Raw genomic sequence first — 15,989 nt, forward strand, 5'->3', positions numbered from 1 at the left:
ACCGACCACTGACAGTCCCGCGCGGTCACCTCACAGCCAGAGCGGTGCCGCGGCGTCGGGCGACGCCCCCTTCTCGAAGAGCACCGACCGGACCACGACCGGACGGAACAGCGCGGTCGGCGGCGCCAGGAGCGCCAGCACCCGCCGGAACGTGGCCTGGACCTCCGGGTTCACCCCGCACCGCTCCTGCACCCTGCCGAAGTACCAGCCCGTGAACCGGTCCCGGACGGAACGGTGCGCCGCGTTGCCCGTGACTCCCGGGCGTACCTTGTCAGCTCCCGTGGCGATGGCCCAGGCCTGGGCCGAGGCCTCCTGCAGCGCGGACTGCGTCGGGCGGTTCGCGCGCCCGGCGGCGAGGCTCTCGTCGAGGGCGACGGCGTCGAGGGCCGCCGTCGACATGCCCTGCCCGAACACCGGGTTCAGCGCGCACAGCGCGTCGCCCGTCACCAGCAGGCCGTCGGGGACCACCCGGTCGTACGCCCGGCGCACGTTCTCCGTGCGGAGGTACCCGAACACCGGGGAGACCGGCTCTGCCTTGTCCAGCCACTGCCGCACCAGGGGGTGCGGCTGGCGGTCGGCCAGCGCCTCGAACGCCGCGGGCTCGGTCGGCAGCGCCTCGCCCCGAGGAGTGGCGAAGGTGATCATGTGGGTGCCCTCCGGCTCCACCGGGACGATCACCGCGCCCATCGTCTCGCCCACCAGGTACACGAGCCGGGCGTCGGTCAGCGCGCCGTCCGAGCCGTCGCGGTAGACCCGGGTGACGTAGCCCATGCCGGACTCGACCCGGTCCTCGGTCGGCCCAGCGGCGCCGAGCCGTCGCAGCCACTCGGGCGTGCGCGAGGAGCGCCCGGCGGCGTCGACCACCAGGTCGGCGGCGAGCGCCGTGGGCTCGCCGTCGGCCCGCCGGCCGCCGCGCTCGCGCAGCAGGACGCCGGTGACGCGCTCGGCGGACCCGGTCAGCCCGACGACGTCGGTCCCCTGCACGGCGGTGATCCTCGGGTGCGCCAGGACGCGGGCACGTACCCCGTGCTCCAGCAGGGGCCGGGTGAGGCACAGCGTCGTGGACGTCGCGAGCCCCCGGCTGAACCAGCGGCCGCGCATGTGCTGCAGGTAGTCGGTGGGCGACCTGACCTGCCGCGCGCCGGAGGCGACCAGCTCCGCCCCGAGACCTGGCAGGAACCGTTCCATCGCCACCAGCCCGCTCTCCAGCAGGAGGTGCGTGTGCTTGCTCTGCGGCACGCCCTTGCGCGGCTCGGGCCGGTCGGGGTACCGGTCGCGCTCGACGAGCGTCACCCGCCCGGCGTGCCCCGCGAGCACCACCGCCGCGAGCAGCCCCGCGATGCTCCCCCCGACGACCACCGCGTGCCCGCTACCGTCGCCGATGCCCTGCTGCCCGTTACCCACGTGCCACCACCCCTCCCCGACCGGCGAGCGCCGACCCGGTCTGCGTCGACCGTCACGTCCGGCCGTAATGTCCGTTCGGCCCGATTCTCGACCAGCACCCGCCCGGCGGCAAGACCCTCGACGTCAGTGCAGCGTGCCGGCGGTCTCTGCCTGCTCCACCAGCTCGCCACGGGCAGCGGCGAGCGCGGTGCGCACCACGATCTCCAGTGCGTCGGCGAGCGCCTCGAGCGGAAGGTGCGGCTCGCCGCCGTCGGACAGCGCGGAGGTCGCTGCCTCGCCCCCGACCTCCTCCGTGGTGCGCGGCACGTGGACGAAGCCCGACAGCACGCCCGGCCGCTCCGCCAGCGCGTGCTGCAGGGCGTAGAAGCTGGCGTTGCAGACGTACGTCCCGGCGCTGTAGGTGACGCCCGCGGGGATCCCGGCCGCGCGCACCGCGGCGGCGGCGGCCTTGACCGGGAGGGTCGCGAACCGGGCGGCGGGGCCGCCGTCGGCCACGGGGGCGTCGATCGGCTGGGCTCCCCCGTTGTCGGGGATCCCGGCGTCCATGAGGTTGACCGCCACCCGCTCGACCCGCACCTGGGTGATGCCGGCGGCGAGGCCCACGGCGACGGCGACGTCGGGCGCGTGGTCGTCCAGCAGCCGCAGCAGGAGTCCGTCCGCCGAGCGGACCTGGTCGAACACGACCGGGAGCACCGCTGTGACGAGCTCCTCCGGCCCAGCCCAGCGTGCGGCGAGTGCCTCGACCGCCTCCGCGGACGCGTTGACGGCGTCGCCGCCGAACGGCTCGAACCCTGTGACCAAGACCTTCATCTCGTACGCTCCTCACCCGGACCGTACGGATCACGCCGGCCGGATCACGCGGAGTCTGCCTCCGCCTCTTGCGCGACCTCCGCGGCCACGCGCTGCCACAGGGTATCCACCTGGGCGCGCAGGTCGTCCTCGCTCCCCGAACCGTCCAGGGTGAAGTCGGCGGCGGCGAGCCGCTCGTCGTCGCCTGCCTGGGACGCGAGCCGGGAGCGTGCGGCGTCCTCGCTCAGCCCACGGCCCTCCACGAGGCGGCGTACGCGCTGCTCAGCGGGGGTGTGCACCACCACGACCAGATGGAAGTGGCCGGCCTGCCCGGTCTCGACGAGCAGCGGGATGTCGTGCACGACGACGGCGGCCGGGTCCGCGGCAGCGGCCCTGGCCTCCTGTTCCGCCGACAGCCGGCGGACCTCGGGGTGCACTATGTCGTTCAGGCGGCTCCGGGCGGCGGCGTCGGCGAAGACCAGGGCGCCGAGACCGGGCCGGTCGAGACTGCCGTCCGGCGTCAGGACGACGTCGCCGAACGCCTCGACGATCTCGGCCAGGCCCACCGACCCGGGTGCCACTGCCTGCCGGGCCAGCAGGTCGTGGTCGACGACGACGGCGCCGAGCTCGGCCAGGTGCGCTGTCGCGACCGACTTGCCCGCCGCGATCCCTCCGGTCAGTCCGATGCGGAACATGTGGTCCTCAGAGGTCGGGGTCGTTCGGCACGTCCAGGCTACTCTCGACCCGGGCGGGCAGCGGTGCCCGCCCGGCCACAGGGCTTGCACCTCAAGCCTTGCACCTCAAGCGACGTGAGACTCCAGGGTGAACGCATGACCACCACACATGACCCCGCGCACCCCGTCGACGACCTGTACCCGATCGGCGACGTCGCGCGCCGGACCGGCCTGAGCGTGAGTGCGATCCGGTTCTACTCCGACGAGGACATCGTCGCCGCCACCCACCTCACGCCCGCGGGCCACCGGCTCTACGGGATCGAGGCGATCGCGAGGCTCGACTTCATCCGCACGATGCGCGAGCTGGGCACCGGGCTCGAGCAGATCCGCCGGGTGCTGGCGGGCGAGGCCACCCTGCACTACGTCCTTGCCGAGCACCTGGACGTCGTCGAGCGCCAGGAGAGCGACCTGCGGGCCAGGCGGGCCGTGCTGCGGGCGCTCGTGCGCGAGCAGGACCCGGGGCGCCGCATCGGCCTGCTGGGCAAGCTCGTCGCCATGCCGGACGCTGAGCGCGAACGACTGGTCGAGGGCTTCTGGCAGGAGGTGAGCGCCGACCTGACGGCTGACGACGCGGCCCGCCTCGGTTCGCTCCGCCCGCGGCTCCCGGCCGACCCGACCGCCGCGCAGCTGGAGGCCTGGACCACGCTGGCGGACCTCGTGCAGGATCCCGCGTTCCGCGCGGCCACCCGGTCCTACCTGCAGGAGACCTACGCGACCTGGCCCGGCGCCGCGATCGGCGCGGCACCGGTCCAGGACCTCATCAGCTCGGCCGGCCAGGACGTGGTGCCGAAGCTCATGGCGGCGCACGCCGCCGGGCTCTCCGCCGACGACCCGCACGCGCGCGGGCTCGCCGCGCAGCTCGTGCACCAGACCGCTGCCGCCCTCGGCGCGTCCCTGGACGACGAGCTCTGGGAGCGGCTCGCCGCCGGCTTCCCGCAGGTCGACCGCATAGCTCACGAGTCGCTCCACGACCCGGGCTACACGGCGACCCACGGGAGATACCTCGCCCTGGTCGCCACGATCAACGGCGCGGCCCCGCCGGACGCCGAGCTCGAGGCTGCGTCCGCGCCCGGCGCGGCGGGAGCGCCGGGGCACCTGTCGACGCTCGGCCCCTGGCTGTCCGAGGCCATCCTCGCCGCGCACCGGTCCGACACCCGCGCCTGAGATCGTGCCGCCGCAGGCCGACCGTCAGACGCGGGTCGGCGTGCGGGCGGCCTGCCGCTCGGACGTGAACACCACGGGCAGGACGGCCGGGTACCGCGACCAGGGCGATGGCGCCCAGGTCACGTCGGGATCGGTGAGGCGCAGGTCGAGGCGCTCCATGAGGCTCTCCACGGCGATCTTCACCACGAGCCGTCCCGGCCGCCGCGCGGGGCAGGCGTGCGGCCCGACGCCGAACGACAGGTGCGACCGGTTGCCCGCCTCGAACAGGTCGTCGGCGGTGCGCACGCGCGGGTCGTTGTTCGCGGCGGCGACGCCCATCACGATCGCGTCCCCGGCCCGGATCCGCACCTTGCCGAGCGTGCAGTCCGTCACGGCGTACCGGGCGGGCAGGTTCGCGACCGGCGGCTCGCTCCACAGGGTCTCGTCCATCGCGTCGTCCAGGCCGCGGCGCACGCCCGTGACGCGCCCGGTGTACCGGGGGTCGATGAGCATGCGGCGCAGCGTGGCCGCTATCCAGGTCACGAGCATCTCGTTGGCCGCGCAGATCGCGACCACCATGGAGTGCACGATCTCCGTGTCGTCCTCGAAGCTCGGGTGCTCCACGAGGCGCGCGGTCAGGTTCGGCCCGGGGTTCTCCCGGGTCGCGAGCACGTGGTCCAGGACTATCTGGTCCATGGTGGCCAGCGCCGACACCGAGTCGCCACCGTGCCCGAACACGCCGCTCGCGCAGCGCAGCAGGGCGATGCCCTGCCGCTCGTCGAACCCGAACATGCCCGACACCGCAAGGAACGACACCGCCGCCGCGTACCCGCCGATCAGCTCGGCGCGGCCCTGGGCGGCGAACGAGTCGATGAGCCGGCTGCAGACCCCGCGCACGAGGGCGGCCGTCTGCGCCTCGTCGATGCCGGAGAACGCCTCGTCCACCGGGAGCCGCAGCCGCCGGTGGTCCGCGCCGTCCGCGTAGTACAACGCTCGCCGGCCGGCCGGGGAGAGGATGGCGTGCAGGGTCGACTCCAGCGGCAGCCGCTCCTTCCAGTGCCGCGGGTCCCTGGCGAAGACGCTCTCCGTGCGCATCACCTCCATGACCTCGGCATGCCCCAGCACGAGCCAGCCCGGCACGCCCGGCTCCAGGTCCACGGGGGCGACCGGGCCCCATTGGTCCTGCAGCTTCCGCAGTGCCGCGGTCATGTCCTCGGCGCCGGTCAGATCGACCAGCGCCACACGACCTCCGCTCCGCTGCGGTTCCAGGTCAGACATGGCCCTCCACCCGTCGATATTCATCGAATCATCCACCGAAGTATGGGGCGACCTGCATAGACGCCCGATCGTGGGTTTCTATCACGGCCTGTGGAGAACACGTAACACCCGTGTGGTCCAGGTCACCCCCGGTCGACCCGCTACGTTCAGGCTGTCTTTGCGCGCCCGACGGCGGCGAGTGCCCCGGCAGCTGCCCGGGCCGGCCGGTGCCGGCCGGTGCCGGCCGGTGCCGCGGCCCGTGGGACCATGCAACCGTGAGCATGCACGGTGGCGGCGGGAGCATGGGCGGAGGCCGCGCGATGCGGTCGTTCACGCAGGACGGCGCGGTCGCCCACCAGCGCCTGGGGTGGGCCACGCTACGGCGCATCGCGAGCTTCGCCCGTCCCTACCGGGGCCGGCTCGTCGTGTTCGTGCTGATCCTGGCCCTGGAGGCCGCTGCGGGCGCCGCCACGCCGCTGTTGTTCCAGCGGATCATCGACCACGGCATCGTCGACGGCGACACCCGCCTGGTCGTGCTGCTGGCCGGCGCCGCCGCGCTGCTCGCGATCCTGGCCGCCGGCCTGTCCGTCGCGGACCGGCTCGTCTCGTCCCAGGTCGGTGAGGGGCTCATCCTGGACCTGCGGGTCGCGGTGTTCGACCACGTGCAGCGCATGCCCCTCGCCTTCTTCTCCCGCGCGCGTACCGGCGCCCTGGTGCAGCGCCTCAACGGGGACGTGCTCGGCGCTCAGCGCGCCTTCACGTCGACCCTGCAGACGGTGGTCTCCAACACCCTGACCATCGCGTTCACGCTCGCTGCCATGTTCACCATGTCGTGGGAGCTCACGCTCGGCGCTCTCGCGCTGGTCCCCCTGTTCGTGTTCCCGGCCCGCTGGTTCGGCCGCCGCCTGGCCGTACTGACCCGCCGTGGCATGGAGGTCGACGCCGACCTCGGCCAGGTCATGAACGAGAGGTTCAACGTGTCCGGCGCGCACCTCGTGAAGGTCTTCGGCGACCCGGCCACCGAGTCCGAGCGGTTCGCCGGCCCCGCCCGCGAGCGCCGTGACCTGGGCGTCCGGACCGCGCTGCTCGGGACGTGGTTCCGGGTGGGGCTGTCGGCCATCGCGTCGCTGGCCGTGGCGGGCGTGTACGGGCTGGGCGGCCTGCAGGCGATCGCGGGCGAGCTCACGGTCGGCACGGTCGTGGCGCTCGCGACCTACCTCACGCGGCTGTACGGGCCGCTGACGGCCATGGCGAACGTCCAGGTCGACGTGATGACGGCACTCGTGTCGTTCGAGCGGGTGCTGGAGGTCCTGGACCTGGAGCCGTCGGTGGCCGAGAAGCCGGACGCCGTCGACCTGCGGGCCGTCGTCGCCGCGCGGGGTGCGTCCGTCTCGCTGGCGGGGGTGACGTTCCGGTACCCGCGGGCCGAGGAGGTGTCGCTCGCCTCGCTGGAGTCGGTGGCGGGTCAGCGCAAGGACCCGACGGCCGACACGCTGCACGACGTCTCGTTCGAGGTCCCCGCCGGCTCGATGGTGGCCCTCGTCGGCCCGTCCGGCGCGGGCAAGACCACGGTGTCGCAGCTCGTCAGCCGCATGTACGACCCGACGTCGGGCGCGGTACGCATCGCCGGGACCGACCTGCGCTCCGTGACCTTCGCGTCGTTGCGGGCCACGATCGGCGTCGTCGCCCAGGACGCGCACCTGTTCCACGACACGATGGCGGCGAACCTGCGGTTCGTGCGTCCGGAGGCGACCGACGCCGACCTCGAGCGGGTGCTGCGCCAGGCGCGCATCTGGGACCTGGTCGACCGGCTGCCCGAGGGTCTGGAGACCGTGGTGGGCGACCGCGGCTACCGGCTCTCCGGGGGCGAGCGCCAGCGGCTCGCGATAGCCCGCCTCCTGCTGAAGGCGCCCGACGTCGTGGTGCTCGACGAGGCGACCGCGCACCTCGACTCGGAGTCCGAGGCCGCGGTGCAGGCCGCGCTCGACCAGGCGCTGGCCGGGCGGACGTCCCTGGTCATCGCGCACCGGCTGTCCACGGTCCGCGCGGCGGACCGCATAGTGGTGCTCGACGACGGGCGGGTGGCCCAGTCGGGCACGCATGCCGAGCTGATCGCCGCCGGGGGCCTGTACGCCGACCTGTACCGCACCCAGTTCGCGGAGTCCTCCTGAGCCGAGCGGGTGCTCGGCTACCGCGCCGCGGCGGGGTCTTCGATCGCCGCCTCGATCCGGGCCAGGACGGCGCGCGACCGCTCCAGCTCGGAACCGTACCGCTCGGGCAGGTCGGCGGCGAGCCGGCGCCGTATGTCCACCGCTTCGTGCGCGAGGCCCAGCGCCGCGAAGTTCTCCCCGACGGCGCTGAGCGCGCTGGCCAGGTTGGAGACGACGAGCGCCAGTTCCGGCCGGTGCTTGTCCGGGTTCTCGAGCACGAGCTGGCGACGCATCGCGACGGCCTCGCGCATGGGCCGCAGCGCCTCGTTCGGCCTGTCCAGGTCGAGCATGGTGGCCCCGAGGTTGGCGAGCGCCTCAGCGAGCCCGCTGCGGTACTTCTCCGGCTGGTCGCGCACGAGGCCCCGCAGCATGTCGACAGCTTCCTGCGTAGGGCACAGCGCCTCCTCGAACCGGCCGAGGTCGGCGTATCGCACGCCCAGGTTGGACAGCGACTGGGCGAGGAACTTCAGCGACCGCACGTTCTGCGACGCGAGCCCACGGCGGATCGCGAGGGCCTCCTCCTCGAGAAGGACCGCGTCGTCGTATCGGCCCCGCCGCGCATAGGTGACACCGAGGTTCGACAGGGAGTGCGCGAGGTAGTGCATGTACCGGTCGGGGTGCTCGCCGGCCAGCACTCGCCGGATCTTGAGCGCCTCCCGCTCCAGCCGGAGCGACTCGTCCGCACGACCAGTGGTCGAGTACAGGGCGCCGAGCGCCGACAGCGCGCTGGCCAGCTCCGGGCGCGTGCCCTGCTCGTTCACCTTCGCGAGCCGCCGCTGGAGGCCCAGCGACTCGACGAGCACCGACTCCGCCTCCTCGGAGCGCCCCAGGGCCTCCAGAGTGGTACCGAGCTGGCCGAGCGACCACGCCAGCTCACCGAGGTGCTCGGGGCGGGCCTCGACCAGCCGGCGCCGGATCGCGACGGCCTCCGCGTTGGCGGGCAGCGCCTCCTCCGGACGGCCGCTCTCGGTCAGGGCCTCGAAGTTGCCCAGCACCGCCGCGACGTGCGGCTCGTACTGGACGGGGTCGCCCTCTGCCAGGCGCCGGTAGATGTCGAGCGAGGCCCGCTGCGCCGCCTCGGACTCGCCCGTGCGACCGAGCTCCGTCAGGGACACCCCTGCGTTCTGCAGGGCGCGTGCGTGCTCGGCGTCGGCCCATGGAGCGTCGCCTTGCGGGAACCCGCCGCACAGCGCGACGACCTCCTCCTGGACGGCGAGCGCGTCGTCGTGCCTACCGACCGCCCAGTAGCCCGTCCCGAGATTGTTCAGGGCGCTGCACAGCGGCGGCCGGTACCGGTCCTCGTCGGTGAGTGCGAGGCGACGCCACAGGCCTACCGCCTCCCGCAGGAGCACCACTGCGGCGTCGGCGTCGCCCTCGGCGACCAGCACGAGGCCGAGATCAGCCAGCGCCTCCGCGCGCACCGCGTCGTCGTCCCCGGCCCGGGCGAGGTCCGCGATGCGGTGCGTGAGCCGGTCCAGCACCGGTGCGGCGAGCGGACCCGCCGAACGCGGTAGGCGGCGCGCCACCCGCATCAGGCACGCCAGGTCCTTCGGCTGCTGGTCCGGCAGCGCGGACACGGCGACCGCGATCAGCTCCCCGGTGACGTCCCGCTTCGCGGCGGGCCGGTCCAGGCTCATCCGCGTCGCCGCCTCCAGCACCTTGCACGCCTGCCCCTGCTCCAGGTCGCTCGTGCACGCGTCGATCAGCTCGTCCGACTCCGCCAGGACCCGCGCCACGAACAGCTCGGCCAGGCGTGGCACCCGGAACAGGTGGGCGCGGAGCCAGCCGACGGCCTCTGGCGTCTGCCTGCCGGGGTCGACGCCCGCGCAGCGTAGCGCGGCACGCAGGCCGTCGTCCGAGCTGTCCCCCAGCAGCGTCGCCGCCGCCAGCGCGGCCTCGGCCGTACCGCCGGCCCCCGCCACGAGCCCCGCCGCGGTGGCCGAACGCACCCAACCGCCGCGCTCGTGATCGAGCACGACGCCCAGAGCGGTTGCCGGATCCACCGCTTCGCGCCCACCGTCGAGCACCGCGGCCAGCGCGGTGGCGTGCAGGTCGAGCGCGCGGAGGCGCAGGCCCGGCGTCGGCTCGAACCGGATGCGCGGCACCGGCTTGCCCAGCTTCCTCGCGAACCGGGCGGCTACGCCGTCCAGGAGCGCGGGGACGTCATCCGGTCGCTCGACCGCCACGCCGAGCGCGGAGTCGAACGTCACGTCCGGTGCCCGGTCCGGAGCGGGATCAAGCGCCATGTGGGTGACCGGCGGAGTCTGCTCGGCCCACAGTGTGCTGGTCCACCGCTCCCGCCGCCACCACTGCCCGCCGGTGCGGGCGATACACAGGATCCGCAGGCGGCCGCGCCACGGACCCGCCCCGATGGCGTCGAGCATCGCGGTGAGGCCGGGCCGGCATCCGGCGGTATCCAGGACGAGCAGCACGCGCCGCGCCCCTACGACGCGGGACAGTGCGGCCGCCTCCTGGCCCACCGGGACGTGGACCACCGTCCACCCCGTCCGCCGCAGCCGCCGGCCGAGCTCGAGCGCCAGCCGCGTCTTGCCGACCCCACCGAGCCCGCTCAGCAGCCGCAGCGCGACCGGCTCACGCGACCGTGCCCACGACCGCAGCTCCGCCAGCTCCCGCCCTCGGCCCGTGAACGGCACCACGCCGTGCTCGGGCGCGAGCAGAGCAGCCGGGCCCGTGCCCCGCGTCTCGTCGGGTCCGAGTCGGCTCATGGGGAGTTATCAAACAGCACTACGGCCGTCCTGGCCAGCGAGCCCGTGATATATGCACAAGCATCAGGAGCGCGTGTTTCTGCAGGTCAGCAGCCTGAAATGGGAAACAGGCCGACATCTCGCACCGCATCCTGAAAACGACGACGACCCGCCGCCCCCGAAGGGGCGACGGGTCGTCGATGAGCTCAGCTCAGTTGCCCGTGAGCTTCTCGCGGAGCGCGGCGAGCGCCTCGTCCGAAGCCAGCGTGCCGCCGACCTCCTCGACCGGAGCCGAGGAGTAGGTGGTGCTACCGCCGCCACCGCCGGCCGGGGCCGCGGCCGGGGCGTCGGCCGGCGCCTCGGTGTCCGCGGCGATCGCCTCGGCGACCTGCTTGCGGTGCGCGGTCCAGCGCTCGTGCGCCTTGGCGTACTCCGCCTCCCACGCCTCGCGCTGGGTCTCGAAGCCCTCGAGCCACTCGTTGGTCTCCGGGTCGAAGCCGTCCGGGTACTTGTAGTTCCCGGCCTCGTCGTACTCGGCGGCCATGCCGTACAGCGCGGGGTCGAAGTCCTCGGACTCCGGGTCCACGCCCTCGTTGGCCTGCTTGAGCGACAGCGAGATGCGGCGACGCTCCAGGTCGATGTCGATGACCTTGACGAACACCTCGGCACCGACGGTGACGACCTGCTCCGGCAGCTCGACGTGGCGCACGGCCAGCTCCGAGATGTGGACCAGGCCCTCGATGCCGTCCTCGACGCGGACGAACGCGCCGAACGGGACGAGCTTGGTGACCTTACCCGGCACGACCTGACCGATGGCGTGCGTACGGGCGAAGGTCTGCCACGGGTCCTCCTGCGTCGCCTTCAGCGACAGGGAGACACGCTCGCGGTCGAAGTCGACGTCGAGCACCTCGACGGTGACCTCCTGGCCGACCTCGACGACCTCGGACGGGTGGTCGATGTGCTTCCAGGACAGCTCCGAGACGTGGACGAGACCGTCGACGCCGCCGAGGTCCACGAACGCACCGAAGTTGACGATCGAGGAGACGACACCCGGGCGCACCTGGCCCTTCTGCAGGGTCTGCAGGAAGGTGGAGCGGACCTCGGACTGCGTCTGCTCGAGCCAGGCACGGCGCGAGAGCACGACGTTGTTCCGGTTCTTGTCGAGCTCGATGATCTTGGCCTCGATCTCCTTGCCGACGTACGGCTGGAGGTCGCGGACACGACGCATCTCCACGAGGGAGGCGGGGAGGAAGCCGCGCAGGCCGATGTCGAGGATGAGGCCGCCCTTGACGACCTCGATGACGGTGCCGGTGACGACGCCGTCCTCTTCCTTGATCTTCTCGATCGTGCCCCAGGCGCGCTCGTACTGTGCGCGCTTCTTGGACAGGATCAGGCGGCCTTCCTTGTCCTCCTTCTGGAGGACCAGGGCCTCGACGGCGTCACCGACGGCGACAACCTCGCCAGGGTCGACGTCGTGCTTGATCGAGAGCTCCCGGGACGGGATGACACCCTCGGTCTTGTAGCCGATGTCGAGAAGGACCTCGTCGCGGTCCACCTTGACGATCGTGCCTTCGACGATGTCACCATCGTTGAAGTACTTGATGGTGGCGTCGATGGCAGCAAGGAAGTCCTCCTCGGTGCCGATGTCGTTGACGGCAACCTGGGGTGCGGACTTCGCAGGGGTGGAGATGGTCATTGAGTTCGATGCTCCGATGCGGACATGGCGTAGTAAGGACAGGGTCTGTTTGAGCTCTGCTTGTGCTCGGCCGATGCGGTGCCGATGGTCGCCAAAAGGCGCACGGCACCGCCAGTCATCCTAGTGGCGTCGCAGCGCCCTGGTCAACGTGAGCCAGGGCGGCGCGAACCTCAGGATACCGGTGCGGGACTACCGTGTGCCGAGCGACGCTCGGGCGACGCTCGGCACGGCGCGGAGGTGTCAGAGGGCGAGCTCCAGGTCCTTGCCAGGGATCGCGTCGAGCAGGGCCCGCGTGTAGGCCGTGCTGGGCGAGTCGAAGACCGAGTCGACGCTCCCCTCCTCCACCACGCGGCCCTCCTGCATCACCAGCACGCGGTCGGCGATCTGCCGCACGACGGCGAGGTCGTGCGTGATGAAGAGGTAGGTGAGCCCCAGGTCCTCCTGGAGGCCGGCGAGCAGTTGCAGGATCTGTGCCTGCACCACGACGTCGAGGGCCGAGACCGCCTCGTCGCACACCACGAGCTCCGGCGACAGCGCGAGGGCGCGGGCGATCGCCACCCGCTGCCGCTGCCCGCCGGACAGCTCGGAGGGGAACCGCTGCAGCTGACCCTTGCTGAGCGCCACCTGGTCGGCGAGCTCCTCCACGCGGGCGCGGCGGGCCGTCGCGTCCCCGTAGTCGTGCGCGCGCAGCGGCTCCTCGATCGCCCGGAACACCGAGAACAGCGGGTCGAGCGACGAGTAGGGGTCCTGGAACACGGGCTGGACCCGGCGCCGGTAGGCGATCTGGTCCCGGTGGTTGCCCGCGCCGACGAGGTTGCCGTCGAACGTGATCGAACCGGAGGTGGGCTTCTCGATGTCGAGGATCATCCGCGCCAGCGTCGACTTGCCCGAGCCCGACTCCCCCACCACCGCCACGGTGGAGCCGCGCGGGATGTCGAGGCTCACGCTGTCCACGGCGGTGAAGTCCTTGCTGCGGGACAGCAGGCCGCGCCCCCGGATGGAGAAGACCTTGCTCGCCTCCTTGACGGACACCAGCACGTCGGGCTCCGCGGAGCCGTCGGCGACGGCGTCCTCACCGTGGGCCAGCAGGGAGCCGTCCAGCACCTCGTCGAGGCCCTGCTCCCGCGCGATCTCGATGCGGCGCGAGGCGAGCGACGGCGCCGCCGCCATGAGGCGCTTGGTGTACTCGTGCTGCGGCGCGGTGAGCACCTGCCGGGCCGGACCCTGCTCGACGATGTCGCCCCGGTACATGACCACCACGGTGTCGGCGCGCTCGGCCGCGAGGCCGAGGTCGTGCGTGATGAGCAGCACAGCGGTACCCAGGTCCTGGGTCAGCGCGGTGAGCTGGTCCAGGATGCCGCGCTGCACGGTCACGTCGAGGGCCGACGTCGGCTCGTCCGCCACCAGCAGCGCCGGACGGCCCGACAGGCCCATGGCGATGAGCGCGCGCTGGCGCATGCCGCCGGAGAACTCGTGCGGGAACTGGGCGGCCCGCTGCCGGGCGTCAGGCAGGCCGACCTCGTCGAGCAGCTCGACCGTGCGGGTCCGCGCGTCCCGCCGGGTACGCAGGCCGTTGTCGATCAGGCCGGCGTCGATCTGCCGGCCGATCTGCATGATGGGGTCGAGGTTGGTCATCGGGTCCTGCGGCACGAGGCCGAGCTCCGTGCCGCGCAGCTGCGCCATGCGCTGCGGGATCACCCTGCCCAGGTCCTCGTCCTTGAACCAGATGTGACCGTCGGCCACCGAGCCGTTGCTCGCGAGCAGCCCGAGCACCGCCATGGCCAGGGTGGTCTTGCCCGATCCGGACTCGCCCACGATCGCGACCGTCTGGCCGCGACGGACAGTCAGGCTGGCGTTCGACACTGCACGCGCCGCGCCGTGCTCCGTACGGAAGTCGACGCACAGGTCCTCGACGCGCAGCACGACGTCCTCGGCCGCTGCCACGGTGGTGGCCTCGGCTGTCTTCTTGTCAGGGGATTCGCTCATCGTCGGGTCCTGTTCCGGGGGTCGAGGGCCTCACGCAGGCTCTCGCCCACGAGGGTGAAGCCGAGCGCCGTCACGGCGATGCAGATACCGGGCAGGATCGCCAGCCGCGGCGCGACCGCGAGCTCCTGCTGCGCGGCCGTCAGCATGCGGCCCCACTCGGCGGTGGAGGGCTCGCCGCCACCCAGACCGAGGAAGGAGAGCGCTGCGGCCTCGATCACGGCGGTGGCCAGGCTCAGCGTGGCCTGCACGATGACCGGGCCCACGCTGTTCGGCAGCACGTGGCTCATGGTCACCGATCTGCGCGTCAGACCGAGGGCCGACGCCGCGAGCACGTAGTCCTGCCCCTTCTGCGCCAGCATCGAACCGCGCAGGAGCCGGGCGAAGATCGGGATCTGCACCACACCGATGGCGACGATCACCGCCATGGACGACTGACCGGCGATCGCCGCGATCGACACCGCGAGGAGCAGCGACGGCACGGAGAGCATGAGGTCCACCAGGCGCATGATCGCGAAGTCGACCCACTTGCCGAACCAGCCGGCCAGCAGGCCGAGCAGCAGGCCGCCCGTCAGGCCGAACAGCGTGGCAAGGATGCCGACGAGCAGCGAGGCGCGCGCACCCCAGATCAGCTTGCTCAGGAGGTCGCCGCCGTAGCGGTCCAGACCGAGCGGGAACTCGGCCGACGGGCCGGGGATCATCGTGGGACGGATCTGGTCACGGCCCGGCAGCTCGGTGCCCCCGTACGGCGCCAGCACCGGAGCCAGCACCGCCACGAGCACGAACACCGCCACGATCACGCCGCCGACGATGGCGACGGGGTTCTTGCGCAGGGTGCGCCACGCGCGCGCCCAGACGCCCTCGCCGCCGTGGTCGGCGCCGGAAGGACCGTCGCCGTGGATGCTCGTATGGAGCGGCGCCGCTGCGGCGCCGTCGGTCACAGGAAGCTCGTTGGCACTCACTGCTGCCTCCTCAGCCGCGGGTCGATCAGCCCGTACGACACGTCGACGATCAAGTTCACGAGGGCGTACACCACTGCGATCAACAGGATGAAGCCCTGCATCACCGGGTAGTCGGCGGCGAACACCGAGTCGGCAAGGAAGCTACCGATGCCGCTGAACGCGAACACCGTCTCGGTGAGCACCGCGCCGCTGAGCAGCAGTCCGACCTGCAGGCCGATCGTGGTGACGACCGGCAGCATCGCGTTCTTCAGGATGTGCTCGTTGCGTAGCCGCGCCGGCCTGATCCCCTTGGCACGCGCGGTGCGCACGTAGTCCGCGTTCTGCACCTCGGAGACCGCCGCGCGGGTCATGCGGGCGACGATCGCCAGCGGGATGGTGCCCAGCGCGACGCCGGGCAGGACCAGGTGCATCAGGGCGTCCCATGCCGCGTCCCACTCGCCGGTGAGCAGGCCGTCCAGGACGTAGAAGTTGGTGGGGTGGGTGGCGATCATCGTGACGTCCTGCCGGCCCGTCGTCGGGAACCAGCCCAGCTCGACGGCGAACAGGTACTTGAGGATGAAGGCCAGGAAGAACACCGGCACGGTGACGCCGATCAGCGAGACCACGACGGCGGAGTGGTCGACGATCGACCCGGACCGCCGCGCCGCGACGTACCCGAGCGGGATACCGATGCCGATCGCGAAGATCAGGGCCACGAGGGTGAGCTCGATGGTGGCGGGGAAGCGGGTGATGAACTCCTCCAGCACCGGGCGCCCGCTCTGGAGGGACACCCCGAAGTCGCCCTGGAGGAGCTGGAGCAGGTACTTGCCGTACTGCACGGGCAGCGGCTGGTCGAGACCCATCTGGGCCTCGATCTCCGCCGCGGCCTCGGGGGTGTACCGCTCGCCCAGCATGGCCTGCACCGGCCCGCCGGGCAGCGCGCGCACCCAGCCGAACAGCAAGATCGAAAGCCCCAGCAGGAGGGGTATCAAGAGCAGCAGCCGCTGCACAATCAGTCTGAGCATCGTTCCTCGACAGACATGCGATTCATCGGTCACTCCGGCGGCCGGGCTCGTGGCCCTGCCGCGGAGGACTCCGGACAGCGGTCGGGGCGCGGCAGCCGCCGC

Annotated in this window: 11 protein-coding genes; 2 read left to right on the plus strand and 9 right to left on the minus strand. The window is 72.5% G+C overall.

The features are described 5' to 3' along the window. Nucleotides 1-30 precede the first annotated feature (30 nt). From AB0F40_RS14340 to coaE, 3 genes are all read right to left on the minus strand, one after another. Nucleotides 31-1,404: an FAD-dependent monooxygenase gene (locus tag AB0F40_RS14340; protein WP_357468337.1), complete on the minus strand. Its 1,374-nt coding sequence runs from the start codon at nt 1,402-1,404 to the stop codon at nt 31-33. A gap of 123 nt (nt 1,405-1,527) precedes the next feature. Beyond that, nucleotides 1,528-2,214, minus strand: a complete 687-nt coding sequence (locus AB0F40_RS14345; RefSeq protein ID WP_357468340.1) for a pyroglutamyl-peptidase I — start codon at nt 2,212-2,214, stop codon at nt 1,528-1,530. A gap of 44 nt (nt 2,215-2,258) precedes the next feature. Beyond that, entirely contained in the window at nt 2,259-2,888 is a 630-nt protein-coding gene (gene coaE, locus AB0F40_RS14350; protein WP_357468343.1) for a dephospho-CoA kinase, read from the minus strand. Nucleotides 2,889-3,023: 135 nt separating this feature from the next. Between coaE and AB0F40_RS14355 the strand changes: the two genes are divergently transcribed. Next, the gene (locus AB0F40_RS14355; RefSeq protein WP_357468346.1) at nt 3,024-4,091 is read left to right on the plus strand and encodes a MerR family transcriptional regulator; all 1,068 of its coding nucleotides are present in this window, start codon (nt 3,024-3,026) and stop codon (nt 4,089-4,091) included. A 24-nt stretch (nt 4,092-4,115) separates the two neighbouring features. On the opposite strand, the gene AB0F40_RS14360 is transcribed toward AB0F40_RS14355, so the two are convergent. After that, nucleotides 4,116-5,348, minus strand: coding sequence for a cytochrome P450 (locus tag AB0F40_RS14360; protein ID WP_357468349.1), 1,233 nt, complete (start codon nt 5,346-5,348; stop codon nt 4,116-4,118). Nucleotides 5,349-5,608: 260 nt separating this feature from the next. On the opposite strand from AB0F40_RS14360, the gene AB0F40_RS14365 reads away from it, so the two are divergent. After that, complete coding sequence (locus tag AB0F40_RS14365) at nt 5,609-7,498, plus strand: ABC transporter ATP-binding protein (RefSeq protein ID WP_357468378.1); 1,890 nt, start codon at nt 5,609-5,611, stop codon at nt 7,496-7,498. Between the two features lie 17 nt (nt 7,499-7,515). Here the strand turns inward: AB0F40_RS14365 and AB0F40_RS14370 are convergent, their stop codons facing one another. The 5 genes from AB0F40_RS14370 to AB0F40_RS14390 all read right to left on the minus strand — a co-directional run bounded on the left by AB0F40_RS14370 (nt 7,516) and on the right by AB0F40_RS14390 (nt 15,887). After that, nucleotides 7,516-10,263, minus strand: a complete 2,748-nt coding sequence (locus tag AB0F40_RS14370) for a tetratricopeptide repeat protein (protein WP_357468351.1) — start codon at nt 10,261-10,263, stop codon at nt 7,516-7,518. A 190-nt stretch (nt 10,264-10,453) separates the two neighbouring features. Next, nucleotides 10,454-11,938, minus strand: coding sequence for a 30S ribosomal protein S1 (gene rpsA / locus AB0F40_RS14375; protein ID WP_357468354.1), 1,485 nt, complete (start codon nt 11,936-11,938; stop codon nt 10,454-10,456). 240 nt (nt 11,939-12,178) lie between these two features. Beyond that, nucleotides 12,179-13,924 (minus strand): ABC transporter ATP-binding protein, encoded by a 1,746-nt coding sequence (locus AB0F40_RS14380; RefSeq protein ID WP_357468357.1) that lies wholly within the window; start codon nt 13,922-13,924, stop codon nt 12,179-12,181. Beyond that, on the minus strand, nt 13,921-14,823 hold the full coding sequence (locus tag AB0F40_RS14385; RefSeq protein WP_357468381.1) for an ABC transporter permease: 903 nt from the start codon (nt 14,821-14,823) through the stop codon (nt 13,921-13,923). The genes AB0F40_RS14380 and AB0F40_RS14385 overlap by 4 nt, the downstream gene beginning before the upstream one ends. A gap of 56 nt (nt 14,824-14,879) precedes the next feature. Continuing rightward, nucleotides 14,880-15,887, minus strand: a complete 1,008-nt coding sequence (locus tag AB0F40_RS14390; RefSeq protein ID WP_357468360.1) for an ABC transporter permease — start codon at nt 15,885-15,887, stop codon at nt 14,880-14,882. Between the last annotated feature and the right edge of the window lie 102 nt (nt 15,888-15,989).

It is taken from the genome of Promicromonospora sp. NPDC023987, from assembly GCF_040639055.1.
Lineage (GTDB): Bacteria > Actinomycetota > Actinomycetes > Actinomycetales > Cellulomonadaceae > Promicromonospora.

What these genes read in the sequence shown, in the direction of transcription:
- AB0F40_RS14345 (WP_357468340.1), bottom strand. Translation starts at nt 2,214, where the DNA reads ATGAAGGTCTTGGTCACAGGGTTCGAGCCGTTCGGCGGCGACGCCGTC.
- AB0F40_RS14370 (WP_357468351.1), bottom strand. Translation starts at nt 10,263, where the DNA reads ATGAGCCGACTCGGACCCGACGAGACGCGGGGCACGGGCCCGGCTGCT.
- AB0F40_RS14355 (WP_357468346.1), top strand. Translation starts at nt 3,024, where the DNA reads ATGACCACCACACATGACCCCGCGCACCCCGTCGACGACCTGTACCCG.
- AB0F40_RS14360 (WP_357468349.1), bottom strand. Translation starts at nt 5,348, where the DNA reads ATGTCTGACCTGGAACCGCAGCGGAGCGGAGGTCGTGTGGCGCTGGTC.
- AB0F40_RS14390 (WP_357468360.1), bottom strand. Translation starts at nt 15,887, where the DNA reads ATGCTCAGACTGATTGTGCAGCGGCTGCTGCTCTTGATACCCCTCCTG.
- AB0F40_RS14365 (WP_357468378.1), top strand. Translation starts at nt 5,609, where the DNA reads ATGCACGGTGGCGGCGGGAGCATGGGCGGAGGCCGCGCGATGCGGTCG.
- rpsA (WP_357468354.1), bottom strand. Translation starts at nt 11,938, where the DNA reads ATGACCATCTCCACCCCTGCGAAGTCCGCACCCCAGGTTGCCGTCAAC.
- AB0F40_RS14380 (WP_357468357.1), bottom strand. Translation starts at nt 13,924, where the DNA reads ATGAGCGAATCCCCTGACAAGAAGACAGCCGAGGCCACCACCGTGGCA.
- coaE (WP_357468343.1), bottom strand. Translation starts at nt 2,888, where the DNA reads ATGTTCCGCATCGGACTGACCGGAGGGATCGCGGCGGGCAAGTCGGTC.